We start from the raw sequence: 24,620 nt of genomic DNA on the forward strand, positions 1-24,620 counted from the left end.
CTTAAAAATTAAGAACGTTATACGTAATTAAGCATAACGTTCTTAATTTTTTTAACCAAATAATAAACGCTATACAAATTTATTCTCTAAGTAAAACACCATCTGCTTCAAAACGATATTCTAATTTAGGAGCTGTAATAGCTGCAATTTCCTCGGCAGATTTCCCAGCATCTTCAGCATAATGTCTTAATTCTTCAACAGGCGTTTCTGTTACAAATGCAATACCGTTAACAACAACATCTCCCTTTGCTTTTAAAGGCATAAAAAAGGCATAATCTTTAAATTTAACCATAACTGGTTTTTCTCCTCCATCGACATCTAACGTCATCCAACATCCTTTTTTAGGACAAACTTCAATAATTTTTCCTTTCAATTTAGAATTAATAGTATCTCCTATTTTTAAGTCTTTATAGTGTTTCATCATGTCTTCAGAAGTTAAGACATCGGTATCATTTATTTCTTTTCCAAAAGAAGAATAAGCAATCTCTGTTGTAGTATCTTCAACACTAATTTCTACAGGCTTAGTTTCGTTTTTACAAGAAAAAATAGTTAAGCTAATTGCTAAAAGTAAAATTATTTTTTTCATTTTGGGGTTGGTTTATAATCGTTATTGTATTACAAACTTAAACTATTTAACGGAATACCTTAATTTTAATAACCACACAGCTTCTAAGCGTTCCTCTTAAAATAGTTTTAAAACATATTCTTTTTAACAAAACCCTTATAATTAAAAGTCTTTACAATAAAAAAAAATGTATAAAACAGTAAAAAAGTGTAATTACTATTTTACATGTTTAGCCAGAATAACAAATACTCTCCTAATAATTATTTACTAATTCTAAATTTACTTAATAGAAACTACATCTAAGACAACTATTTTAACAAAACAAACCGCTATACAAGTAATTTATATTAGTTTTTATTATAAAAAAATGACTCTTATACAGTACCTATGTTTCTACTAAAAACACCCTATTCTACTAAATTATACTGGTAATTTATTTTACATTTGCACCCTCTATTATTAACAATAAATAAACATATAAAACCTTTTAATCACTGTTTTATAAATTAATTAACAACACAATTTTAAAATGAAAAAAATTAGTCAAATTCTATTAACTCTTTTTGCTTTAACATTAATCACAGGATGTGATAGTGGCAATAATGATAATGATGAAACTGCTGAAGACGTATCTATAAATTCTAAATGGATTGTTAGCAATTCAAGTGAATATGCATCTTTTGAGTTTAATGCTAGTGGAAATTATATTATAGTAAAAAATTCTGAAGACGAAAAAACCACAGATGCTCAAACCATTCTTTTCGGAACTTATAATCTTATAGATGCTAGTACTGTAGTGCTTTCTGATTTTGGAACACTTTTTATATCTGATATAGATGAAGATTCTATAAATTTCTCTATTGAATTAACAAGTAACCCTGAAAGTGAAATTCAAATTGAAGCTTACAAGACAACAGAAATGGAAAATTCTACAAACACAGATTTACTTTGTAGAACTTGGCAAATGGAAACTTTTAACGGAGAAAATGTAATTGGAACAGAAGATGATTTAACGGTTATCTTCTCTAGAGCAGGTACATATTTTGTAACTTTTACCAACCCTTCAAGTGAAAATGAAGGTGGTTTAGCAAATTGGTCTTGGGATAACGATGAACAAACACAGCTTTATTATTCTTGGAATGAAGGAGAAGAATCTACGGGTGTTGTAAAAATTACGGAATTAACTTCAACTTCTTTAATAATAGATGAAGATGGAGATATATCTGTTTTAAGTCCTAAAAGCACTTATAAAACTACTAATGCATTAGATGCAACAGGTAAAAACATTATAAAAACAGGGGTATTTAAAAAATAAATACACTCTCGGCATCACTATTAAAGACCTCAAGAAACAGTTATTGTTTCTTGAGGTCTTTTTATTTAAAATCTATAATAAAGGTTAAAGACTCCTAAACAATTGATTCCTTTTTAATTACACAGAACACCTTTGGTTTATATTTGGCATATTTGTAAAATCGAGACTCTGACTGACTATTAAGCGCTTCAAAAAAATCAATCATATTATATAATAAAGTAAGTTTTATTTTATCTTTAATCGAAAAACACGGTACATATTCTCACTTTTAAGCCCCTAACCTTGTTTTAAAACGAAATATTTAACACCAAAACTATACATTATATACTATGAAATATTTAGTCATTCTAATTCTAGCTGTAACCTCTTGTAAATCTCCTACAGAGAAAAAAACAGAACCTAAAACAAAAACATATTTAGATATCCATAACGAGGCTATTGTTATAGACACTCATAACGATATTTTAATGAAAGTAGAAGATCAGGGTGTGGTATTCGATCAAGATTTAACAGGAAAAACACATAGCGATTTAGAGCGCTGGAAAAAAGGAGGATTAGATGTACAAATATTTTCTGTGTTTTGCGACGGAGATACAGAAAACGCCTATGCTGTAGCAAATAGAGAAATGGATAGTCTAGATGCTGTAGTTGCTAGAAACCCAAATAAAATTGTTAAAGTTGCTAATTCTAAAGAACTTTTAGCAGCTGTAAAAGAGCATAAAATTGCTGCCATGTTTGGTGTAGAAGGCGGACATATGATAGAAGGCGATCTTGATAAATTAGAAACACTTTATAATCGTGGCGCCAGATATTTATCGTTAACACATAACGCAGCGCCAGATTGGGCAACTAGTGCGGCAGACGAAACAACACACCCAGACTTAGAAGAAAAAGGATTAACAGATTTTGGTGTACAGGTTATAAAAAAGATGAATGCATTAGGAATGCTGATAGATGTAAGCCACTCTGGAGAACAAACCTTTTGGGATGTAATCAAGCTTACAGACAAACCTATTATAGCGTCTCACAGTTCTGTTTACAACCTTGCATCTAGTCGTCGTAATTTAAAAGACGATCAGATAAAAGCAATTGCTAAAAATGGAGGTGTAATTATGGTAAATTTTCATCCAAACTTTATAGACAATAGTTTTAAGGCTAAAGAAGAAGCCTTTCTTGAAAAACATGCAACAGAAGGAGATTCTCTTATAAAAAGCGGAATGGATTCATGGTATATGAAAGATTATCTGTATAAAAAATATGCTGCTGAAACCAATAAAATAAGACCAGCATTATCTGTATTAATAGACCATATAGACTATATTGTTAAACTAGTTGGTGTAGATTATGTTGGATTAGGATCTGATTTTGATGGTATTAATATTACGCCATTACAATTAGACGATGTAACAGGATATCCTTTAATCACTAAAGCTTTAGTAGAAAAAGGATATACAGAAGAAGATATTATTAAGATTCTTGGAAGTAATTTCTTAAGAGTTTTAGATGCGAATGAAATAAAAAAATAGCTTTAGGCTTATTATTTTAATATCTAGTTCTTTTATAAATTAATGAGAGAGGACTTAAAAAAGATTACATAATATTCGCTCACAAGTAAATATAACAGTAATTAAATATGATTTACTCATCTGGAGTAAATCATGTTTAATTAGCTTAGTAATACCTGAAATTTCGGTATTTCAAGTAAATAAAAAGACGACTTCCCTACTCTATAATAGTAATATGGCAACAATAACTTACTGCCATCTGTAAAATTTAAATATACATTATACTCTACAAAAAAATATAATGCATTTAGGAAGTCTTTTAAGCCTAAATTAAGCAAACAGTAGAAACTTTAAGACTAGTTATTATAACATAATGTAGATTATAAACTATGATAAAGAGTGTCTTTCTGTAAAATTTTACAAGCACTAAAACTTAATTAAAGGCAAGTAATAGACCAGATATTTGATATAAAACGAAACATATTCTTTAAATTTTAAACATTTAATAATTGGTAATATTAATATATTTCCTGATTTTTATCATGAATAAAAACTTATATTATACTTTAATTTGTTTAAAACTGATTATTATGTAAACATCTACTACTTTATTTATCAAAAAAATTAAAAAACAAACTAAAAAATAAAGAGGTCTTATTTAATTATTTTTTCTCTAAATTAGATTCTCTAAAACATTGTTCAAAAACTTATGTCATGTTGTTAATGCATACTAGTACAGAATTAGTACAACAAATCCCTCTTTGGCCATCAATTCCTTTCTTTATCATTTTATTAGCAATTGCCATAGGTCCACTCATAGCAGAAGACTGGTGGGAAAACAACCGAAACAAATTATTAGTCTCAATTATTCTAAGTATTCCTACAATATATTATTTAGTAAGTATGGGACTTACAGAACAACTTAAAGAACAAATTTGTGGCGATTACTTTCCTTTTATAGTATTATTAACCTCCCTATTTGTTATTACAGGAGGTGTACATCTAAGTGGAGATATAAAGGCAAAACCATGGGTTAACACCTTATTTTTAGGTATTGGATATCTTTTAGCTTCTTTTATGGGAACAACTGGTGCTGCTATGTTACTTATTCGTCCTGTAATTTCTATTAACCAACAAAGAAAATATAGCGTACATACCATCTTATTTTTTATTGCTGCGGTAGCCAACTGTGGAGGGCTTTTAACTCCGCTTGGAGATCCACCATTATTAATGCTTTATTTAAGAGGAGCAAGTTTTACTTGGTTTTTTGGTTTACTACCAGAATGGGCTTTTACAGGTTCACTCCTACTTATTATTTATTTTATAATTGACACTAAATATTATAAAAAAGAACCTAAAGCGAATCTAACCGCTGATGCTAAAGAAATTAAACCCATACGCATTACTGGTGCAATAAACTTTATTTACTTATTAGGTGTTATTTGTTCTGTTGCTTTTATTAATCACGATATAATTCCTGATATGGCAAAAGAAGATGCTCCTTTTTGGCTTAAACACCTACGCGAGTTTGTTCTTATCTTATTAACTGCAATTGCATACTTTACAACACCGCAAGCAACTCGAGACAGAAATAGATTTTCATGGGGTCCTATTATTGAAGTCGCAGTTGTGTTTGTTGGAATATTTATTACCATGACACCAACACTAATATTTCTAAGACAACACGCCCCTAATATGGGACTTACAGAAGCTTGGCAATTCTTTTATGCAACCGGTTTACTTAGTGCATTTCTAGACAACACACCTACTGCCGTAGCGTTTCATAGTGTAGCATCTAGCATACCATTAGCAGAAAACATACCAATAGTGGCTAACGTTGCAGAAGGTATCCTAAAAGCCATTGCAACTAGTGCTGTGTTTTTTGGAGCATTAACATATATAGGAAATGGTCCAAATTTTATGGTAAAATCTATAGCAGAAGATCATGGTATTAAAATGCCTAGCTTCTTTGGCTACATGATTAAATTTTCATTAGTCATTTTATTACCAATATACATTCTTACACAACTTATATTTATGTAAAAGACTAAAGAATATAATTAACTTACTTAAAAAAGGTCTTACTATATCCTTTAAAATGAATAGAATAACAGTAATAGTATGTGTAAGAAAGTAAAATAAAACCACTAATATTAATATGCTTTAATCTAAACGTGTTTTATCTTAATAATTAAAAAACACTAGATATTGAATAATTGTAATTCTTAAATATATTTAGAATAGTGGTGAAACTTAATTGTTTCAGAAAACATAAATGTATTGAGTAAATCAAAATGTAACGCATTAAAAAAAGGATTCAAAATTAAATTTTGAATCCTTTTTTTTGTGAGTGCTCTTAAACCATTATTGTAATAATATTAAATTACTAAATGGCATTTTAGTAAAAGGTATTTACTTTTTAAGATTTAAAAGAGATTTATCTCTAATAGCTTTAAATTCTGATTTCTCATTCCAAGTAGGATAGCTGTCATCATTTGCTAATTTATATCCAATTTTAAAAAACAACTTAGCATCTTCAATACAACCTTCTAAATTAGATGTTTCAGGGTTGTATTCATCTGCGGGCTTATGGTATGCCGTTTCCCAATAGTTTTTAATTTGTTGTTTAGCCCAATCTTTACCGTGCGCTCTACTGTCTTGCCAACCTTTTATAAATAATGAAGGAATACCAACCTTTGCAAAGCTAAAATGATCTGATCTGTAATACATTCCGTTTTCAGGAAAGGCTTCTTCAACAATATATCTATCTTGTTCTTTTGCAGCATCGGCAACATAATTATCTAATTCAGATTGCCCAAAACCGGTAATCGTTACATCCTTCATTCTCCCCATTGGTAATAGCAATTCATAATTTAAATTGGCAATTGTTTTTTCTGGTGGGAAAACGCCATTTTTAGCATAGTAAGCAGATCCTGTCATACCTGTTTCTTCTGCAGTAACAGCTATAAAAATAATAGATCTTTTAGGTTTCTCTTTTAAATTAGCAAATGCTTTAGCTGTTTCAAGCATTGCAGCCAATGCAGATGCATTATCCATCGCTCCGTTATAAATAGAGTCTCCGTTATGTTTAGGGCCAATTCCAAAATGGTCCCAATGTGCACTGTAAACAATACATTCATCGGCTTTTTCTGTTCCTTTTATAATGCCGACAACATTTTTACTATTCTGAAATTTTAATTCTGATTTTATAGTGAAGTTTAAATCACAATTTAAACTAACCGCCTTAAATTTATTTGAAATGGCTTGTTTTGATAATTCATCGAAATTTAAACCCGATTTTTCGAATAAGTTTTTGCAAGCTGTATCTGTAATCCACCCTTGTAAAGCACATTTAGAATGGTTATTATCTTTTGCTTGAAGCGAAATTCCGGAACTAGACGTATTTGTTAAAACTTGCCAACCATAACCTGCAGCTTTTGTAGCGTGAATAACCATAATTCCCTTTGCGCCTTGCCTTGCAGCTTCTTCGTATTTATATGCCCAACGGCCGTAATATGTCATTGAATTACCTTTAAACAATTTTGGATCTTGAGTAGCAAAACCAGGATCGTTTACAAGAACTAAAACAACTTTACCCTTTACATCAATACCTTCATAATCATTCCAATTATATTCTGGTGCAACAATACCGTAACCAGCAAAAACAATTTCAGAATTTTTAATATTTACAATACTATCAAGATAAGGAGTTCTCGCTATGTAATCTTTAGTTTTTTCTAAAACAACGTCTCCGTCTTTTGTGGCTATAGAAATCGTATCATCTGGAGTAAAATTTTGTTCTACTAAAGGAATATTCTGAAAATAACTATCGCCATAAGCACCTTTAATTCCTAATTTTTTGAATTCATCAGCAATATAATTTACCGCCTTTTCTTCGCCTATTGTAAAAGGTTTTCTTCCTTGAAATTCATCTGAAGAAAGGGTAATTAAATGTTTTTCGTAATCGGATAAATTAATTGTATGCTCTGCTTCTAAAGCATTATTTTCATTTTTACAACTTGTAAAAATCATTAAAAACACAATAAAAATGGAGAGTCTTGAAGTTAATATCATTCTTTTTATTTTGAAATATTTTACAATAATTAAAATTTATAAATCACTAAAAACCAAAATATTAAGACAAAATCATCTTGACATTTATTAATCTCTTTTTTGCAAAAATCACACCACAAAAAATGAATTATACATTTTTAATGTACGTCAATTTACATTTTTTTTAAGATAAAATGGAATATTCTAAAATAGAAAACATTATATCTAAGCTAATATAGGTTTCTTTTTATTTGCAATATTCTATAAAAAATTAAACCTTAAATAGCAAACAACATACTTATATACACTTCTTAATATAGACGTGATATTACTCTAAATCCATATTTTAAAAGTTTATTAATCTTGTCAGAATTACTAAATCCAAAATTCACATTTTAGCTTAGTACTAATAAAACATAATCCCATCGATAAAAAAACCTAGCCCGTAGATTCGTTTTTATATACTTATGTATTCATTGTATTTTCACATCAACAAACGGCATGAAATCATCTTAAAAAAACACTTTATGTATAAGAAGATAATTTTATGTATTAACCATTAATACTTTTAAAATGTAATGAGATGAAATATTCAATTAAAAAATCAGTACAAGCATTAAAACCTTTTAAATCCTTTATGTTTTTAGCTTTAATGTATGCGACTCTAGTATTTGTGAGTTGCAAAAGTGAGGTTAGCACCACTAAAGATCTTACCTACCCTATTGTAGATACAAAACAGGGATTTACTTATGATAATTATAACAAAATAACGCCTCCTAAAGAGGGCGAAGCTTTCTACGGACAAGATGCACAATACACAGGAACAGAACCTAGCTATACAGACAACGGCAATGGCGTTATTACAGATAATGTTACGGGCTTAGTTTGGACACAAGAAATGTCTAGAAAAGCAATGTCTTGGGAAGATGCATCTAAATACTGCGATACCCTTACAACTGGCGGATATACAGATTGGCGTTTACCAACTGTAAAAGAATTATGGTCTCTTAGAGATTTTTCTGAAGGATGGCCTTGGGTAGATACAGACTATTTTCATTTAGTTGGAGACGGTTCAGACCTTGGTCAGCACCACTCTTGGACAAGTAATCAATATTTAGTAAAAGACAAATATCAAAACAGACAATTAGAAGGAAATCCTGCCTTTATTGTTAACGATTGGACTGGGCATATTAAAGCCATGAGCGGAGCTAGATTTGTGCGTGCCGTACGTGGAAATAAAAATTACGGAATCAATAAATTTATTGATAACGGAGATGAAACAGTTAGCGATGAAGCTACTGGTTTAATGTGGTCTAAAAACGACAATGGTGAAGCTGCAAATTGGAAAAATGCTCTTGCGTATGCAGAAAATGCTACTGTAGCTGGCTATGACGATTGGCGTTTACCAAATGCTAAAGAATTACAAAGTATTGCAGATTATTCTGGTGTATTTCCAGCTATGGATACCACGGTATTTAATCTTAGTAAACTTAAAAATATAAAAGGTCAAACAGATTATCCGTTCTATTGGACCAGTACAAGTAATCCTTATATTAAAGCATACCATAACGAATCTGGAGAAACAGACTCTGAAGAAGATGCCTTTGTTCCTGGATATACATACGCTTGGATTTTTTCTGCTGGATATTGTGTAGATATGGAAGGAAATGATTTACATGGAGCAGGTGCTGTTGTATTCGACACAAAATCTGAAGACGTTTCAGACCACTCTGGTATAGAAGTCTTCTATCATCATGTACGTTTAGTTCGTGGTGGTAATGTAACAAAAACACCTAAAGGAAACCCTGATAGTATTAATCCAGACCGAGTAGTTTCTTTTCCTGCAGGAATTACAAATCATGGCGGACAGCCTAGAGGAGGACAACATGGAGTAGGCGGAAAACCAGGAGAAGATGGTGCACATGGCGGACCCGATTTTACGCCAGGAGTAAAATATCTTGAAACTATTGGAATAACAGTAACTTCAGAAAAATTAGTAACTATAGTTGCAGGTCCACCTGCTCCTAGTACAACAGATCTTATTGCAAATTTTGCGAAAAATGATATTGAAATCACAAAAGATCAAGCTCAAGGTTTATTAGATACTCTAAAATTACCTCAGTAAAGAATTAAATATCTAAGCTAATAAGCAGATGATATTTATATAATAGATTGTTTTTAACAACATAATGCTATTCTTTTAGGAGTAGCATTATGTTTTTTTATTACACAGATCTTGATACATTATAATGTTAATAATTTATAACCGAAAAATTAAAACAAAATAGCATTACATTCCCTTTTTAGATTGCGTTTTTAGCATCATAAAAGAACAACTAATAGTATTTGAATTACAATAGTAATTAATACAATAATTTGAGTTTTAATCGTAATAATAGTAAGCATTCTTTTTCTAAAAGGTAATCGAATCTGTTAATGTTAAAGAATCATCTTCTTGAACGTTGTACAGATTTCTATGCGTTAATGTTCCGTTTTTATACACATATTCTGTATAGGTTTTATACATGGGTTTATATTCAAAATAACGTCCCTCAAACGGTATATTATCTTTGTAAGTACAGGTTACCATTTTATTGGTTAACGGATTGAAGTTTTCGTCGCGTATAAGCTTATCATTTTTATAAGTCATATTAGCGATAAGCCTGCCTTTACTATCAAAAAGTTTTTGAATACCTTCTCTAAGTCCGTTTTTGTAATTCATATAAACGGTATTATCCAGCAAGTTTAAAACACGTAAACCATCAATACAGTTAGGACCTCTAAAAGTTCCTGAACCTAATTCTTTTCCGTTGGCTGTTCTCCAATATATCGTATCTAAATCTTTACCATAAATGGTTGTGTTTAAAATATAATATTGGTTTGGAGCAGAATACTCTACATCTTTAATAACTACTCCGTTTTTATAATAACGTCTGGTAACAGAGCCATTTTCAACACCATTATAAACTTTACCATTCTTATAATCTGCAGTATAATCTATTTTACCAGTTTCCAAATACGCTGTAGTTAAGCCGTTAAGCACGCCATTAGTGTAATTTTGGGTTAGTTCAATTTCCCCCTGTTTGTTATAAAAATTTACTTTTCCTATCCAAACATCTTCCTCTTTACTAGACGAAACTCCATCCATTTGTAAAACACCATTTATATAATAGTCTTTTATAGAAAAAAGGGAATCGTTGTTTTTACTTACTGTTCTATAAAAATGAGCTTCTGCTTGGGTGGTTGTGTCCCAATATTTGTCGTAATAAATTTTAGACTGACCGTAAACATACTGACCTATAAAAAAATATAATGCTGTTATTAAAACTAACGCTATCTGTTTCATTTTTAATGTTTTAATTATTAAAATCACACATATTAGAAATCGTTGTTTTCATAATTAATTACCTCGTAAACATCTTCGTATTTATCAATTATGTCGTCTGTGATTTATTTTTTTGAAATTCAATTTATACTAGAAACCAATTATTTGTATAAAATAAATATAATCTTCATAAAAATTAAACTTATATTAGTACTCATAATACATGCACACATGGAAAAACTTTTAGTAATAATACTACCTCTATTTTTAGTTATTATGTTTCTTTTTTGGAATCTAACTAGTGGCTACTTCAAAAAAGAATATGGTACAAAATTATGGAACCAATGGGGAACAAGACTTTTTTACTGGCAAGGTGCAATATATACTAGTAGCGGAGTTACGATCCTTGTATTATTTATTTTAAATAGATTAAATGTGCTAAATTTTTAAAATTTAAATAATACGCTTTCAATTATACACAAACTACACTCCAGCATTTAAAGTGTTTTTTTACTCTTCTTTTAATGCAGTTAACATTTTTTTTAGCAAACTTGAAAGTTGTTCCTGCTCTTCTTGTTCAAAATAGTTTACAGAATCTTTTGCCTCATCAAACCGAATTACAATAGCCTTATCTATAACTTCTATTCCTTTTTCTGTTAAAGCAGCTAATTTTATACGTCCATCATTTTTGTCTGGTGCTCTGTAAATTAATTCTAATTTGGTAAGTCTGTCTAATAAAGCTGTCATAGCACCAGATGTAATCAAAACAGATTTCATTAATTGCTTAGGCGCAAGACAATACGGAGGCCCTGAACGTCTAATTGTTGCTAAGACATCTAAATCTGTATAATGTATTTTACAATCTTTAAGCGCTTGGCTTGCTTTCTTTTCTAAAACTTTACCCAACTTTATAATACGCCCCACAATATGCATGGCCTCTAAATCAAGTTCTGGTCGCTCGGTATTCCAATCTTTAATAAGCTGATCAATAATATCTTTTTCTTCTGCCATTATAATTTGATGCTTCATTCTAATAAAAAATTAGAATTTTATCTTGATGTAAAGATAAATATTTATCTTCACATCAAGATAAACAATATTCTTTATTCTTCTATTTGACTAAAAGATATAAAATAAACCAAATTTAGAAATGAAAATTATTACCGATATAAATATGCCAAAGAGCAACGGGCACTACTCTCAATGCATAGAACACAACGGAATTTTATATCTATCGGGACAGTTACCTATACTTCAAGAAGACCGAAATATTCCTAAAACCATTGAAGAACAAACCCTTTTAGTTTTAAATAATATTGACACCATATTAAAAGTTGCAGGCAGTAATAAAAACAACATATTACAAGTAAGTATTTATGTTTCTAACATAAAACTATGGGATAAAGTAGATGAAGTTTACAGTCGTTTTTTTGAACATCATAAACCTGTAAGAAGCATCATTCCTACTCGCGAATTACATTTTGGATGCTTAATCGAAGTTGAAGTGACAGCAATATTAAATAATTAAAATACAGAATACACAAGATTCAATATCATAAAGTAAAAGTTTACCAATACAACAACTCATAAAATAAAGGTCAGTAACAAAAATGAAAAAAATCATATTCTTAATTCTCGTATTTATGTGTATAACGCCAAACATACAAGCTCAGGATCAATACATCTTTCCTTACGGAAGTGGAGCTTTTAGAAAACCGTTTTTAAAGGAAATTATAAAATTAACAGGAAAAGAACGTCCTAAAATATGCTTTTTACCAACGGCTTCTGGAGATAGTGAAAGTAAAATTATTACTTGGTACGAAAGTGTAAATGAACTTTCCATAGAACCTTATGTACAACGCGTTTGGATAAATTCTTACGATCAAAAAGAATCTTTTGAAGATGTACTACTAAGCATGGATGCAATTGTAGTTGGAGGCGGAAACACACTAAATATGATAGCCATTTGGAAAGCACAAGGCATTGATATTGCACTAAAAAAAGCTTTAGAAAAAGGAATTATTTTAGCTGGAGGTAGCGCAGGTTCTCTGTGTTGGTTTGAAAACGGTACAACAGATTCTCGTCCAAAAGAATTAAGCGAAGTAAATGGCTTAGGCTTTCTTCCTTATAGTCATTCTCCACATTATGATAGTGAAGAATATCGCAGACCACTTTATCACAAAAACATAAAAAATGGAATTTTTAATGCAGGATATGCTATGGATAATCATGCAGGAATTATTTTTAAAAATGGAAAGCCTTTTAAAGTTGTCGCTACAGATAATGAATCCTTCTGTTACTTTACATCATTAAAAGATGGAAAAGTTGTAGAAGAAAAACTTGAATCTATAATTATAGAATAATGATGACAAAATTTTTAAAAGCAGTATTAATATGCCTTGTTTTATGTTGTTTTACAGCTTATAGCCAAGATAATTTAGTTGCAAATAAATCCGCAACTAAAATCATAAATAAATTAGTAAAAAACAAATCTGTAAAGCTAGCTCTGCAAACTATAGACAACACAGATAAGCAAACTATTGCAGATATGATTTTGCTTACAGAAATCCCTGCACCACCATTTAAAGAAGCTAATCGAGCAAAAAAGTTTGCAGAAATGTTTACAGAAATAGGTGTAGATAGCGTTTGGACAGATAAAGAAGGAAATGTTTTAGCCTTACGTAAAGGACAAAAAAGAGATAAAACAATTGTATTAGATGCACACATGGATACTGTATTTCCTATAGAAACCGATGTGACTGTAAAAGTTGAAGGAAATACGTATACAGCTCCCGGAATTGGAGATAACACAAGAGGAATGGCTTTAATATTAGCCGTATTAAGAGCTATGAATACAGCGCAGATTAAAACCGATGCCGATATTGTATTTGTCGGAACTGTTGGAGAAGAAGGTCTTGGTGATCTTAGAGGTGTAAAATATTTATTTAGTGATGAATCTGATCTTAAAATTGACGCTTGGATTTCTGTAGATGGCGGAAGTCCCGGAAGAATTATTAATGGCGGCTTAGGCTCTAAAAGATATAAAGCTGTGTTTTCTGGTAAAGGCGGACATTCTTGGGGAAGTTTTGGATTAGCAAATCCGCACCACGCTCTAGGAAAAGCAATAACTATTTTTACAGAAAATGCATCAGAATATATTAGTCATGAGGGCGAAAAAACGTCTTTCAATATTGGAAGAATAGGTGGTGGAACCTCGGTGAATTCAATTCCTTTTGAATCTTGGATGGAAGTAGATATGCGTTCTTTAAGTCAAAAAAGACTATCAGAAATGGATTCTATTTTTAAAACCAGTATGAAACAAGCAGAAACACTATATAATGCAACAAATATTGAGGATAAGGTTACCCTAAAATTAATATCTATAGGAGATCGTCCTTCTGGAAAACTATCTGAGAACGAACCTTTAATTCAGCTTGCAATTGCTGCAAATGTTGCTATGGGAATTTCTCCTTTTTTAACTACAAGTTCTACAAATGGTAATATTCCAATTGCAAAAAATATACCTGCAATTACACTTAGTAAAGGCGGAAAAGGACGTAGAGCGCATTCTCTAGATGAAAATTGGACAAATTTTGAAGGTACTAAAAATATTAAAACAGCTTTTCTTATCACACTTTCTCAAGCTGGATTTGTTAAATAAACATGTGAAAAAATTTATAAAACCTGAACACTAATTTTTTTGTTTAGGTTTTATATTTTAAGAACTACTCTCCTACTCATCAAATAACGCACACTTATATTCCGCACTTATTTGTAATCCAAAACGGGCTACTTTATCCCAATCTGTAAATTCTATGGGATGGTCAGATTTTGTTGGGCCATCTGTTAATTTCATGATTAATTTAATCATTATTTTATCGAAAAACGCGTACGATTTATAATCTAATTTCCCTGCAAACACTTCTAAGAAGTCAGGTTTCCAGTTCAGTCTTTTTATAAACTTAATAACATACGGATTTGTGCTTGCTGAATTTTTATCTACTTTTCTAGCAACGAGATTAACCGAGAAGAACGCCGTTTTTATTGTATTAAGGTCCGTTTTATGCTTAGATATAAAATCAAACACTCGCTGATTATGCTTTCCATATCTAATACTTGCTCCAATTATTAAGGTATGAAACTCTAATATATTAGCATTAAAATCTTCAAGAGAATATAATCTTGTTTCTAATTGTTCTGCCTTGAAAATTGCATTTATTTTTTCACAAATCTTTTTAGTTTGTCCGTCTACAGAAAAATAAACAATTCCAATCTTGCGTTCCATAAAATCTATTTCCTTTAAAAACTACCACGAATTAAACACAGCGTATTGCTTTTTTTTCGTGATTTAAACCTTAAAGTTATGGATTATTATTCGAACAATTTTCAATTCACAAAACCTAATTACAATTGATTTAAAGTACTTAAAAAAACATGAATTAATTCCCAACATAAATATTATTAGTAGCCGTTTTAGAAAGCGAAATTTCCTTTTGGTCTGCCAATGCAGTCACACTTTCATCAAAAGCTTCAATATTTAAAACCTTAATCGCCGTACCTAAACCAATATCTTGTTTTGCTAGAAATTTTAGAAACGCAGAAGAATCATCTTTAAAACCTTTACAAACACCTTGTTCTCCTGTTTTTAATTCAGATAATTTCTTTTTAAATCGTTTAGGTAAATTTCCATCTGCATCAGGAATAGGATCTCCATGAGGATCGTATAAAGGATGTTCTAAAAATTTATCTAACTCTTCTACCAATTTAGCAGATTTTATATGTTCTAGTTGTTCTGCAACCTCATGAACCTCATCCCAATTAAAATTTAGACGGTCTACCAAAAAGCATTCCCAAAGTCTATGTTTTCTTACAATTGTTAATGCATGTGCTCTTCCTGACTCGGTTAAATGTACCCCATAATATTTTTGATAATGCACTAATTTTTTATCGGCTAACTTCTTAACCATCTCAGTAACAGAGGCTGCTTTCGTTTGTAATAATTCAGAAATACTACTTGTAGAAACGCCTCCATCTACATCTTGCTGTAAATGAAATATCGCTTTTAAATAGTTTTCTTCAGATTGTGTAAACATAATTTTCTAATAAAAATGTAAAGATACATTTTATCCTTACAGAATAAAGTTTTAGTTTTACCTAAACTTTTAATTAGTTAACCTTATAAATATATTTAAAAATCATGAAAAAAATATTTTTATTTTTATTTTTGATAAGTTTTGTCGTCTCGGCACAACAATCAAATCAGACCATTTCAGGAACTATTACTTCTGATGGTAAACCTGTTTCTTTTGCTAGTGTTTATGTAAAATCTGGAACTCAAGGTGTAGATGCCAACGAAAATGGAGAATATACATTAACTGTTCCGGAAGGAAATATTACACTTATAGTCCAGTTTCAAGGCTATCGTACTGAAACTAAAAAAATATTTGTAAAATCAGGAGTTAATCAAACCTTAGATTTTAATATTACAGAAGATGCTTTAGGTCTAAACCAAGTCGTTGTAAGTGCCACAAGAAATAGAATTAGCAAGAAAAAGGCTCCCGTTATTGTAAATGTGTTGAGTCCGAAATTATTCAGAGCGACACAATCCATTTCTTTAGCAGACGGATTAAATTACCAACCCGGAGTTCGTGTAGAAACAAATTGCCAAAACTGTGGTTTTACACAAGTTCGCCTTAACGGACTTGAAGGTCAATACACACAAATATTAGTAAATAGCCGTCCTGTTTTTAGTGCCCTTAACGGTGTGTACGGACTAGAACAAATTCCAGTAAGTATTATAGATCGTGTAGAAGTTGTGCGTAGTGGTGGTTCCGCCCTTTTTGGTTCTAACGCCATTGCAGGAACAGTTAACGTTATAACCAAAGAGCCTGTAAACAATACTTGGGATGTAAGTTCTAATTTTGGACTTATTGACGGAAAAACACCAGATCGTAGTGTAAATATTAATGCGTCTATAGTTAATGAAGATTTAACTACCGGTATTACCGTATATGGAATGTACCGCAATAGAGACTCTTACGATGCCAATGATGATGGTTTTAGTGAAATCACTAAATTAACCAACAACTCTCTTGGAGCAAAAGCGTTTATAAAACCTAACGACAATAGCAGAATTGGAGTAGACTTTACAGCTATAAAAGAATTTAGACGCGGTGGAGACCGATTAGACCTTTCTCCTCAATTTACAGATGTTACCGAACAACTAGACCACAATACCATTTTTACAGGAGTTGATTATGAGTTATTTAACGATGCACAAACAAATAACTTAAGTGCTTATGTTTCTGCACAACATACAGATCGTGATAGTTATTATGGCGGATTAGGTGGCGGACGCACGTATGCCGATTCTGTCGCAGCCAACAATGCTTTTGGTACCACTAAAGATCTTGCCCTAGTTGCTGGCGCAAAATTTACGCATCATTTTAAAAATAACGATGTTATTACCACAGGAGTTGAATATCAGCTAAACGATACAGACGATATTATCTCGGGGTATAACCGTTTAGTAGATCAAAAAGTAAACAATTACGGGCTTTATGGACAATATGAGTGGAAACCTACAGCACGTTTTACAGCATTAATAGGCGCGAGATTAGATCATGTAGATGTAGATGGATATTATACCATAGAAGACATAGAACGATCTTCTGATGTTGCAGAGACTGTATTAAGTCCGCGTTTAACTATTTTATACGACATTAACGAAGCCCTTCAATTTAGAGGTGGTTATTCTAGAGGTTTTCGTGCGCCTCAAGCCTTTAATGAAGATCTTCATATAGCTTCTGTAGGTGGCGAGCAAAGTTTCGTAATCCTTTCAGACGATCTGGAAAGTGAATTTTCTAACGCCTATACCGCTTCTTTAAATTTCACTAAAGACTTCAATAAAACGCAAACTAATTTTACTGTTGAAGGATTTTATACCACACTACAAAATCCGTTTACCATAGTAAGTACAGGAACATCCTTACCAAACGGCTCTATTTTAGAAGAATCTCGTAATGGTGAAGGCGCTCACGTAGCCGGAACTAATTTAGAATTAAGTGTTTCTCCTAGCCCAAAATTATTCTTTCAAGCAGGTGTAACGATTCAAAAATCGGTGTATAAAGAAGACCAAGTACTTTTTGAAGCAGACGGAAGTGTTGCAGGAGAAGAAGATGTTATTTTAAGTGAATTTGCACGTTCTCCAAATGTTTATGGATTCCTGAATTCTAACTGGGAAATTATTGAAGATTTAAGATTAGATGTTACTGGTAGTTATACAGGATCTATGATTGTACCACATATTGTAAGTGATTCAGGATATATTGACTTGGTAGATTCTGATACCTTTTTTGATATGACTACAAAACTTACGTATCATTTCGATCCTATTGAAAAATTTCATGTAGAAGTAAGCGGCGGTGTACAAAATGTATTTAACAGCTATCAAGATGATTTTGATTCTGGTGCGGGTCGAGATTCTACTTATATTTACGGACCAAACAGACCAAGAACAGTCTTTGTTGGATTAAAGTTTGGTGACTTTTAAACACTTTTTAAATGATGAAATGCCTGATTTTTATATTCCTTTTTTTGGGAGGCTATTCCAATGCAATCTCGCAAAACACCGCCGAGATTCATTGGAAAACCTTTCCTGAATTAGAAGTTGCTCTAAATGAAAACCCAAAACCTGTTTTCATATTTTTTTACGCCAAATGGTGTGCATATTGTAAAAAAATAGAACGAAAAATTTTCACAAAACCTGATGTTATTAACGTAATTAATTCTGAATATTACGCTGTTAAGATGGATGTAGAAACACAAGATTCTATTGTATTAGATAATACAACATTTACCAATACACAATCCCTTACCCAACGTAACGGAATACATGAAATTCCGCTTTTATTAGCTTCTAGAGAAGGGTTTCCTTTTTCCCTACCAGCAACTATTCTTTTAAATGCAGACTTTACAGTGAAAAATAGAGTTTTTGAATATTATACGTCTAGCGAATTACTTGACATGTTAGAACCTTAGAAAAGACTATAATATTTCAAAATAGAATTAAAACAAAGACAGTTAATAAGTAACATATTTACGTGCCTTAAAAATTTCTGAAGCTTTATTTGAAGTTGTATTTTCTGGCATATAATCCCAAACCTCATCTCTAGATTCTGTAACCTCTATAAACCGACCTTCAGTTCCAGAACAGATTAAAGTATTCCCAGATTCTAAACGTTGAGCTCCCGAAATATGATCGGAATAAAAATTATTTGAATACGACCAAACCACGTTATCTGATTGTGTTAACTCTAAAACTTCAGATGTATTTGTATCGGTTTCATTATTAAAAACTAAGATGTTTCCGTTATCTAAAAACGTAGCATCATGTTGTCCAGATAAAGCTCCGTTTGCAGTTAAAATTGTTGTTATTTTTTTATCATCTTCATTAATAATATATAACGTGTTATTACTTCTAGAACTTATAAGTATATTTCTATCTTTATAATCTACCGAGTTAACGTGTAAATAATCTTCTTTATCATCATCTTCAGGAAAAAGACCGCCATTATCCATGGCATTCCATTCCCAAATTACAGAATTATCGGTCTTATCAATCATAACAATTAATTCATTCCAATATTCAGAATCGTTATACGTCCTTAATTGCCAAGACAAGGCTATAATTGTATTATCGTCTATTTCTTTAAAATCATGATGAAATGTCCCTTCATCAGAAGCTTTTTCGATAGACCAAACTACATTACTATTACCGTCTAATTCTTCTATTATTCCAGCGACTAAACCTCCTGTAGAAAATGATCCAGTATTTACTTTTGGTAATTTTCCTAATCGCAATAAAGTATTGTTTTCTGACAAATAGCTACTGCCTGAAGAACTGTATGAAGATGTCCATGTTTTAACATCTGCTCCCAAAGAATCGATAAGATGAGTTGTATTATCTCCAATATAAGAATACAATACAAATCCATCTGTTATGCTACTAATTGTTTCAAGATCTGTATTTGTTTCATTACTTGTAGTTTCCTCCGATTCGCAGGCACTAACTAAAAACAAGAATACAAGGAGCAACGGTATATTAAGGTATTTGAATTTCATTAGAATATATTTTAAAAAACTAAATAAGTTAGAAGTGAGACTCTGAAACACGTTTAGAGTGACGATCACTTTATAAAATGAATTTAAATCATACTAATTGGCATCGCGTACACATCTTACAAAATTATACACTTTACGAATATCGCCTTGCGGACCAAAACTGTCTGGATAATCTTCTGTACTTCCTGCTTTAGGATCGTTACGTTGTGCACCAGCGCCATGAACATCTAACAACACATCACTTATAAGTCCTTTTGCTTCTCCAAAACAAAAATATACTGCATCTGTGTATGGTGTTGGCCCATCTTGTAAAGGTGAGCTTGTCCAATAATAACCATACTGCCCAGCATTACCGGCATAATCTGTAATTTCGGTACACGTAAATAAAACATCAATAGCAGGAGAATCTGTGGTTTGTGGCGATCTGGTATAATCTACAATACTTTGTAATTCTTTAGCGTTAGGCATTCTCCAATCGCTATGGTCTGCAAGCCTTAGAGATTCTGCGTAAGCTAAAGCATGTTCCCAATCGTAAGTTTCTCCACTATCTACTTGTTGCCACATTAAACCTGTAGCATTGTCTGTAATTGTACCATCGCCATTTTCTATAAAATCATTTACACCATAAGATGTATTTCCTCTTACCATTCTAAAATACATGGTATTTTCAGCTCCTGTTGCGACCTTATATTTAGGATAACCTTTTAATCTTCCGTCAACAAAATTGTATCCGAAAATTGCTTCATTTCCTGTCATTATTTCGCCTACATATTCTGTAACAGACCATGTTTGTCCATCAATTTCACGTTCACCAATAGATTCATCTCCTATAGGTTGATCAAAATAATCGACATCTATAAACATATCTACAGCATCGTCACCATAACATCTCCCTGTAAATTGAGCTAAAGAATACAATTCTTTAATGGTTGGTATTCTCCAATCTGTATACTCACCTAAATTAAAATCATCTATCAAAGCTAAAGCATCTGCATAAGACATTTTATCGCCCATATCTTGTTGCCACATTAAACCTGTTACATTATCTGTAACAGTGCCATCGCCATTATCTGTATAAGAAGCTTGATTTCCATTATATGTTGCATCTTGTCCGTAAAAATCATCGTCTTCATTAGGCGCTGTAATTATAGATTCGCTATCATAAAAATCGGAAACATTTGTATCTACAATCGTATATGGAAGTTCTGGAATTATAATATCGTCTACTTGTTCTTCTTGATCTTGTTCTTCATCACCACTAGATTCAGAATCATCACCGCAGGCATACATAGAAAAAATAACGAATATGCAGATTGCTGTTTTTAAATAATTGAAATTCATATTTCTTTTGTAATTATTATCAGGGTTAATTATATTTTAAAGATCTTTAATGAATTCCTAAAAAAAAGTATCAATAGAACGTGTATTACTATCAATGAAAAAGGCTTTAACTAAACACTTACTTTTTTACATTTTTATGGTACGTACACCTCTTACGTAATTATACACATAGCGCACATCGCCTTGAGGACCAAAATATTTAGGATATTGATTTTTATTTCCACTTTTAGGATCGCTTCTTTGGCATCCTGCGCCGTGTACATCCATTAGCTGATTTCGCATTTTCCCTTGACCTTCACCAAAAGCAATATATACAGCACCAGAATTTGGATTTACTCCATCTAGGTGTGTTGTACTTGTCCAAAAAAATGGATATTGTCCAGATTTACCTTCTGGATCTTTAATTTCTGTAGTAGAAAAAATAGGATTTATAGCTGGTGAATTTGTGGTTTGTGGCGATCTGGAATAATCTACTATACTTTGTAATTCTTTAGCATTTGGTAATCGCCAATCTGAATGACCAGCAAGTTCTAAATGTTCTGAATATACTAAAGATGCTTCCCAATCTCTCGCTGTACCATCGTCTGCTTTTTGCCACATTAACCCTGTTGCATAATCACTTACAGTACCATCGCCATTGTCTATAAACTTATTTTTTCCATAGTCTGTATTTCCTCTTACCATTCTAAAATACATGGTATTTTCACTATGTGTACGTTTCTTAAATGTTGGATATCCTTTTATACGGCCATCAATAAAATTAACTCCAAAAACGGTCTCGTCACCATGCATGGTTACACCCACATATTTTGTAGACGACCACGTTTGGGCATCAATTTCTCGTTCTCCAATATTGGTATTTCCTAACGGTTGATTAAAATACGTAGTGTCTATAAATAATGTATTAGACTTCGCTCCTTTAACCTGACCTGTAAACTGAATTAGAGAATATAACTCTTTAATGGTAGGCACTCTCCAGTCTGAATATCCGCCTAAATTAGATTTTTCGGATTTAGAAAAAGAGGCTTCATAAGTCATCTTTTCTCCCATATCTTTTTCCCACATTAAACCTGTTATATTATCTGTAATTGTTCCATTACCATTATCTGTATACGATGGCTGATTTCCTGTATATGTAGCATCTTGCCCATAAAAATCATCACCAACATGAGGTTCTGAAATCACACTATTATTACTATAAAATTCGGTGACACCAGTATCTACAATAGGATATGTAATTTGTGCAACCACGGAATATACCGTTACTAGGCACATACTTAAAGTTACAACTCCATTTTTTATATGATTTTTCATAATTATAAATTTAAATAGATTACAAAGGTCTACATACAAGTTGTAAAAAAAGAATACAATCAATAGAAGACAAGTTTCAATCAATGAAATCTCAAAACATTTTATATTAGGAATAAAACGAGCGTCAGCATGAACCTGTTTATGAGTCTCATCTATAATTTATTGATATTATAGCATAGTGAGATGCTAAAATAAATTCAGCATGACGACATCTAGATCTACTAAATTTTTTAGGAATATGAAATTTAGTTGAAAAAATTAGTATTCAAAAAAGTCTTAAATTTCTCTTGATAAGTATCACTGACTACGATAAATTCTTTTGGGCTATAAATAATTCGGTTCCGCTCGACGGTAACAATATGATTAAGGTTTACAATAAACGAACGATGAATTCGCATAAAATGCTCTTTAGGCAACACTTCTTCTATGTTTTTAAGTCGAAGTAAGGTTTTTACTGTTTCTCCATGTATTAATTTTAAAGCAACATATTCTTTCTGTGCTTCAATGTATTTTATGTCTTTAAAATGAATTCGGATATGTTTCTGCCCCGATTTTATAAATAGAAAATCATCTTTCTTTTTTACCTCGCTTAAAAACTGCTGTGCTTTAGTAATTGTATCTGCGGCTTTATTTGATGCCAATAAGAAATCGACATACTCTATGGGTTTCAATAAATAATCTATGGCATTTACTTTATACCCATCGATAGCATATTCACTATACGCTGTGGTGAAAATAATTTTAGGCGGATGTTCTAATGTTTTAGCTAATTCTAATCCATTTAAATCAGACATATGAATGTCTAGAAACAATAAATCTACTGGGTTTTCTTTAATAAAATTACTAACACCTAATGCATTAGTAAACTTCCCTTTTAATTCTAGAAAAGGCGTTTGGGCTATATAAGACACAATTTGTCTAAGCGCTAAAGGTTCATCGTCTACAGCAATACAAGTTATCATATTGGTATTTTTATAGTTGAAGTAAATACGTTTTCTTTCTCTGCACACGTAAAAACATAATCACTATTATAGAGTAATTTTAAACGTTTCTGGGTGTTTTCTATACCTATTCCAGATTGTTCTGCTGTTTTAAATTTTTCATGTACACTATTCTTAATTGTAAATTCAAGTTCATTTTCATGTAAAAGAAGATTAATATACACAAAAGATTTGTGTTCGTAGCTAATCCCATGTTTAAAAGCATTTTCCAGAATATTGGTAAATAATAAAGGCGGAATAGAAATATTAGGCGTGTTTTCAGGCAGATTCAATAGAATCTTTACGTCTTCGTGAAAGCGCAATTTCATTAACTCTACGTAACTTTCTATAAATTTAATTTCTTTGTCTAAAGCTATAGGTTTATCATTAGATTCATATAATAAATAGCGCATTAAAACAGATAATTTGGCAATAGATCGTTTGGCTTCTGCCGAGTCAAAATCTACTAAAGCGTGAATATTATTTAGCGTATTCATTAAAAAATGTGGGCTGACTTGGTTCCTCAAAAAAGCCAATTCATTTTTAACACTTTCTTTTTCAACTTCTGCGTTTTGTTGTTGCGTTTCTGCCCATTTTACAGCGAGTTTCATTCCGGTATCAAAACCAACTAATAAGACAGATAGTAAAATTAAATTCACATACGGCGGATATGTTCCTGCGGCGGCTTGTTTACCAAAGTCCACTTGGTGTTTAACTTTTTTATTTGAATTAGGAAATTGAAGTCCTACACGTTTAGCAGGTTGATTTACTTCTTGAGAAGGCACCGCTTTACGCATGAAAATAGAACCTAATACGGTAATTACAATAACTATAATTACAGACGCTAAATATAAAACCTTCTTATTGTTGAATAACATAAAAGGCGTTAAAATGAATCTGTTTACACAGAATATAATTAATAATGGCAAGTAATCTATCCAGACATTAAAAATCACATTCCAACGAATGGTATCACTATTTATCCATTGATAGAATAACGGTAACACAAATAACAGTATCCAAAATAAGAAAATAAAAGTAGACTCAAAAAACCGAGAACTTTGTTTATTTAAGACTAATGTATTCATTTATAAATATG

Annotated in this window: 20 protein-coding genes; 9 read left to right on the top strand and 11 right to left on the bottom strand. The window is 31.4% G+C overall.

All coding sequences use genetic code 11. The features are described 5' to 3' along the window. Window positions 1-79 precede the first annotated feature (79 nt). Entirely contained in the window at window positions 80-586 is a 507-nt protein-coding gene (locus tag GQR95_RS13840) for a DUF4920 domain-containing protein (RefSeq protein WP_159023718.1), read from the bottom strand. A 508-nt stretch (window positions 587-1,094) separates the two neighbouring features. On the opposite strand from GQR95_RS13840, the gene GQR95_RS13845 reads away from it, so the two are divergent. From GQR95_RS13845 to GQR95_RS13855, 3 genes are all read left to right on the top strand, one after another. Further along, window positions 1,095-1,880, top strand: coding sequence for a hypothetical protein (locus GQR95_RS13845; protein WP_159023719.1), 786 nt, complete (start codon window positions 1,095-1,097; stop codon window positions 1,878-1,880). 329 nt (window positions 1,881-2,209) lie between these two features. Next, on the top strand, window positions 2,210-3,406 hold the full coding sequence (locus GQR95_RS13850) for a dipeptidase (protein ID WP_159023720.1): 1,197 nt from the start codon (window positions 2,210-2,212) through the stop codon (window positions 3,404-3,406). Window positions 3,407-4,099: 693 nt separating this feature from the next. Beyond that, window positions 4,100-5,428 carry a sodium:proton antiporter gene (locus tag GQR95_RS13855; RefSeq protein ID WP_199269595.1) on the top strand — a complete coding sequence of 443 codons (1,329 nt, stop codon included), beginning with the start codon at window positions 4,100-4,102 and terminating at the stop codon, window positions 5,426-5,428. A gap of 369 nt (window positions 5,429-5,797) precedes the next feature. Here the strand turns inward: GQR95_RS13855 and GQR95_RS13860 are convergent, their stop codons facing one another. Then, the gene (locus tag GQR95_RS13860) at window positions 5,798-7,459 is read right to left on the bottom strand and encodes a M20/M25/M40 family metallo-hydrolase (protein ID WP_159023721.1); all 1,662 of its coding nucleotides are present in this window, start codon (window positions 7,457-7,459) and stop codon (window positions 5,798-5,800) included. Between the two features lie 562 nt (window positions 7,460-8,021). Between GQR95_RS13860 and GQR95_RS13865 the strand changes: the two genes are divergently transcribed. Next, on the top strand, window positions 8,022-9,563 hold the full coding sequence (locus tag GQR95_RS13865; protein ID WP_159023722.1) for a DUF1566 domain-containing protein: 1,542 nt from the start codon (window positions 8,022-8,024) through the stop codon (window positions 9,561-9,563). Window positions 9,564-9,851: 288 nt separating this feature from the next. On the opposite strand, the gene GQR95_RS13870 is transcribed toward GQR95_RS13865, so the two are convergent. Together GQR95_RS13870 and GQR95_RS13875 are read right to left on the bottom strand one after the other, a co-directional pair. Further along, window positions 9,852-10,784, bottom strand: coding sequence for a toxin-antitoxin system YwqK family antitoxin (locus tag GQR95_RS13870; protein ID WP_159023723.1), 933 nt, complete (start codon window positions 10,782-10,784; stop codon window positions 9,852-9,854). Window positions 10,785-11,273: 489 nt separating this feature from the next. After that, window positions 11,274-11,792, bottom strand: a complete 519-nt coding sequence (locus GQR95_RS13875; RefSeq protein ID WP_159023724.1) for a MarR family winged helix-turn-helix transcriptional regulator — start codon at window positions 11,790-11,792, stop codon at window positions 11,274-11,276. Window positions 11,793-11,913: 121 nt separating this feature from the next. Here GQR95_RS13875 and GQR95_RS13880 point away from each other — a divergent pair, with 121 nt between their 5' ends. The 3 genes from GQR95_RS13880 (at window position 11,914) to GQR95_RS13890 (ending at window position 14,424) form a co-directional block, all read left to right on the top strand. After that, the gene (locus tag GQR95_RS13880) at window positions 11,914-12,291 is read left to right on the top strand and encodes a RidA family protein (protein WP_159023725.1); all 378 of its coding nucleotides are present in this window, start codon (window positions 11,914-11,916) and stop codon (window positions 12,289-12,291) included. Window positions 12,292-12,373: 82 nt separating this feature from the next. Continuing rightward, entirely contained in the window at window positions 12,374-13,126 is a 753-nt protein-coding gene (locus GQR95_RS13885) for a peptidase E (protein ID WP_159023726.1), read from the top strand. Further along, entirely contained in the window at window positions 13,126-14,424 is a 1,299-nt protein-coding gene (locus GQR95_RS13890; RefSeq protein ID WP_159023727.1) for a M20/M25/M40 family metallo-hydrolase, read from the top strand. Before GQR95_RS13885 ends, GQR95_RS13890 begins: the two co-directional genes overlap by 1 nt. A gap of 72 nt (window positions 14,425-14,496) precedes the next feature. Here the strand turns inward: GQR95_RS13890 and hemG are convergent, their stop codons facing one another. Both hemG and GQR95_RS13900 read right to left on the bottom strand, forming a co-directional pair. After that, window positions 14,497-15,048 (bottom strand): menaquinone-dependent protoporphyrinogen IX dehydrogenase, encoded by a 552-nt coding sequence (gene hemG / locus GQR95_RS13895; RefSeq protein ID WP_159023728.1) that lies wholly within the window; start codon window positions 15,046-15,048, stop codon window positions 14,497-14,499. A gap of 154 nt (window positions 15,049-15,202) precedes the next feature. Continuing rightward, on the bottom strand, window positions 15,203-15,856 hold the full coding sequence (locus GQR95_RS13900; protein ID WP_159023729.1) for a metal-dependent transcriptional regulator: 654 nt from the start codon (window positions 15,854-15,856) through the stop codon (window positions 15,203-15,205). A 104-nt stretch (window positions 15,857-15,960) separates the two neighbouring features. Here GQR95_RS13900 and GQR95_RS13905 point away from each other — a divergent pair, with 104 nt between their 5' ends. After that, window positions 15,961-18,315: a TonB-dependent receptor gene (locus GQR95_RS13905; RefSeq protein ID WP_159023730.1), complete on the top strand. Its 2,355-nt coding sequence runs from the start codon at window positions 15,961-15,963 to the stop codon at window positions 18,313-18,315. A gap of 11 nt (window positions 18,316-18,326) precedes the next feature. Then, window positions 18,327-18,803 (top strand): thioredoxin family protein, encoded by a 477-nt coding sequence (locus GQR95_RS13910; RefSeq protein WP_159023731.1) that lies wholly within the window; start codon window positions 18,327-18,329, stop codon window positions 18,801-18,803. Window positions 18,804-18,845: 42 nt separating this feature from the next. Here GQR95_RS13910 and GQR95_RS13915 read toward each other — a convergent pair whose 3' ends face one another. The 5 genes from GQR95_RS13915 to GQR95_RS13935 all read right to left on the bottom strand — a co-directional run bounded on the left by GQR95_RS13915 (window position 18,846) and on the right by GQR95_RS13935 (window position 24,609). Beyond that, window positions 18,846-19,886, bottom strand: coding sequence for an aryl-sulfate sulfotransferase (locus tag GQR95_RS13915; protein WP_159023732.1), 1,041 nt, complete (start codon window positions 19,884-19,886; stop codon window positions 18,846-18,848). A gap of 93 nt (window positions 19,887-19,979) precedes the next feature. Beyond that, complete coding sequence (locus GQR95_RS13920) at window positions 19,980-21,227, bottom strand: DUF1566 domain-containing protein (protein WP_199269596.1); 1,248 nt, start codon at window positions 21,225-21,227, stop codon at window positions 19,980-19,982. A gap of 126 nt (window positions 21,228-21,353) precedes the next feature. Further along, the gene (locus GQR95_RS13925) at window positions 21,354-22,541 is read right to left on the bottom strand and encodes a DUF1566 domain-containing protein (protein ID WP_199269597.1); all 1,188 of its coding nucleotides are present in this window, start codon (window positions 22,539-22,541) and stop codon (window positions 21,354-21,356) included. A 245-nt stretch (window positions 22,542-22,786) separates the two neighbouring features. Next, window positions 22,787-23,503, bottom strand: a complete 717-nt coding sequence (locus GQR95_RS13930) for a LytTR family DNA-binding domain-containing protein (RefSeq protein ID WP_159023733.1) — start codon at window positions 23,501-23,503, stop codon at window positions 22,787-22,789. Continuing rightward, window positions 23,500-24,609: a sensor histidine kinase gene (locus GQR95_RS13935; protein ID WP_159023734.1), complete on the bottom strand. Its 1,110-nt coding sequence runs from the start codon at window positions 24,607-24,609 to the stop codon at window positions 23,500-23,502. Before GQR95_RS13935 ends, GQR95_RS13930 begins: the two co-directional genes overlap by 4 nt. Between the last annotated feature and the right edge of the window lie 11 nt (window positions 24,610-24,620).

The sequence above is a fragment of the Formosa sp. L2A11 genome (assembly GCF_009796865.1).
Lineage (GTDB): Bacteria > Bacteroidota > Bacteroidia > Flavobacteriales > Flavobacteriaceae > Formosa.

What these genes read in the sequence shown, in the direction of transcription:
- GQR95_RS13925 (WP_199269597.1), bottom strand. Translation starts at nt 22,541, where the DNA reads ATGAAAAATCATATAAAAAATGGAGTTGTAACTTTAAGTATGTGCCTA.
- hemG (WP_159023728.1), bottom strand. Translation starts at nt 15,048, where the DNA reads ATGGAACGCAAGATTGGAATTGTTTATTTTTCTGTAGACGGACAAACT.
- GQR95_RS13910 (WP_159023731.1), top strand. Translation starts at nt 18,327, where the DNA reads ATGATGAAATGCCTGATTTTTATATTCCTTTTTTTGGGAGGCTATTCC.
- GQR95_RS13845 (WP_159023719.1), top strand. Translation starts at nt 1,095, where the DNA reads ATGAAAAAAATTAGTCAAATTCTATTAACTCTTTTTGCTTTAACATTA.
- GQR95_RS13915 (WP_159023732.1), bottom strand. Translation starts at nt 19,886, where the DNA reads ATGAAATTCAAATACCTTAATATACCGTTGCTCCTTGTATTCTTGTTT.
- GQR95_RS13885 (WP_159023726.1), top strand. Translation starts at nt 12,374, where the DNA reads ATGAAAAAAATCATATTCTTAATTCTCGTATTTATGTGTATAACGCCA.
- GQR95_RS13865 (WP_159023722.1), top strand. Translation starts at nt 8,022, where the DNA reads ATGAAATATTCAATTAAAAAATCAGTACAAGCATTAAAACCTTTTAAA.
- GQR95_RS13860 (WP_159023721.1), bottom strand. Translation starts at nt 7,459, where the DNA reads ATGATATTAACTTCAAGACTCTCCATTTTTATTGTGTTTTTAATGATT.
- GQR95_RS13850 (WP_159023720.1), top strand. Translation starts at nt 2,210, where the DNA reads ATGAAATATTTAGTCATTCTAATTCTAGCTGTAACCTCTTGTAAATCT.
- GQR95_RS13890 (WP_159023727.1), top strand. Translation starts at nt 13,126, where the DNA reads ATGATGACAAAATTTTTAAAAGCAGTATTAATATGCCTTGTTTTATGT.
- GQR95_RS13935 (WP_159023734.1), bottom strand. Translation starts at nt 24,609, where the DNA reads ATGAATACATTAGTCTTAAATAAACAAAGTTCTCGGTTTTTTGAGTCT.
- GQR95_RS13855 (WP_199269595.1), top strand. Translation starts at nt 4,100, where the DNA reads ATGTTGTTAATGCATACTAGTACAGAATTAGTACAACAAATCCCTCTT.
- GQR95_RS13880 (WP_159023725.1), top strand. Translation starts at nt 11,914, where the DNA reads ATGAAAATTATTACCGATATAAATATGCCAAAGAGCAACGGGCACTAC.
- GQR95_RS13840 (WP_159023718.1), bottom strand. Translation starts at nt 586, where the DNA reads ATGAAAAAAATAATTTTACTTTTAGCAATTAGCTTAACTATTTTTTCT.
- GQR95_RS13920 (WP_199269596.1), bottom strand. Translation starts at nt 21,227, where the DNA reads ATGAATTTCAATTATTTAAAAACAGCAATCTGCATATTCGTTATTTTT.
- GQR95_RS13905 (WP_159023730.1), top strand. Translation starts at nt 15,961, where the DNA reads ATGAAAAAAATATTTTTATTTTTATTTTTGATAAGTTTTGTCGTCTCG.
- GQR95_RS13930 (WP_159023733.1), bottom strand. Translation starts at nt 23,503, where the DNA reads ATGATAACTTGTATTGCTGTAGACGATGAACCTTTAGCGCTTAGACAA.
- GQR95_RS13875 (WP_159023724.1), bottom strand. Translation starts at nt 11,792, where the DNA reads ATGAAGCATCAAATTATAATGGCAGAAGAAAAAGATATTATTGATCAG.
- GQR95_RS13870 (WP_159023723.1), bottom strand. Translation starts at nt 10,784, where the DNA reads ATGAAACAGATAGCGTTAGTTTTAATAACAGCATTATATTTTTTTATA.
- GQR95_RS13900 (WP_159023729.1), bottom strand. Translation starts at nt 15,856, where the DNA reads ATGTTTACACAATCTGAAGAAAACTATTTAAAAGCGATATTTCATTTA.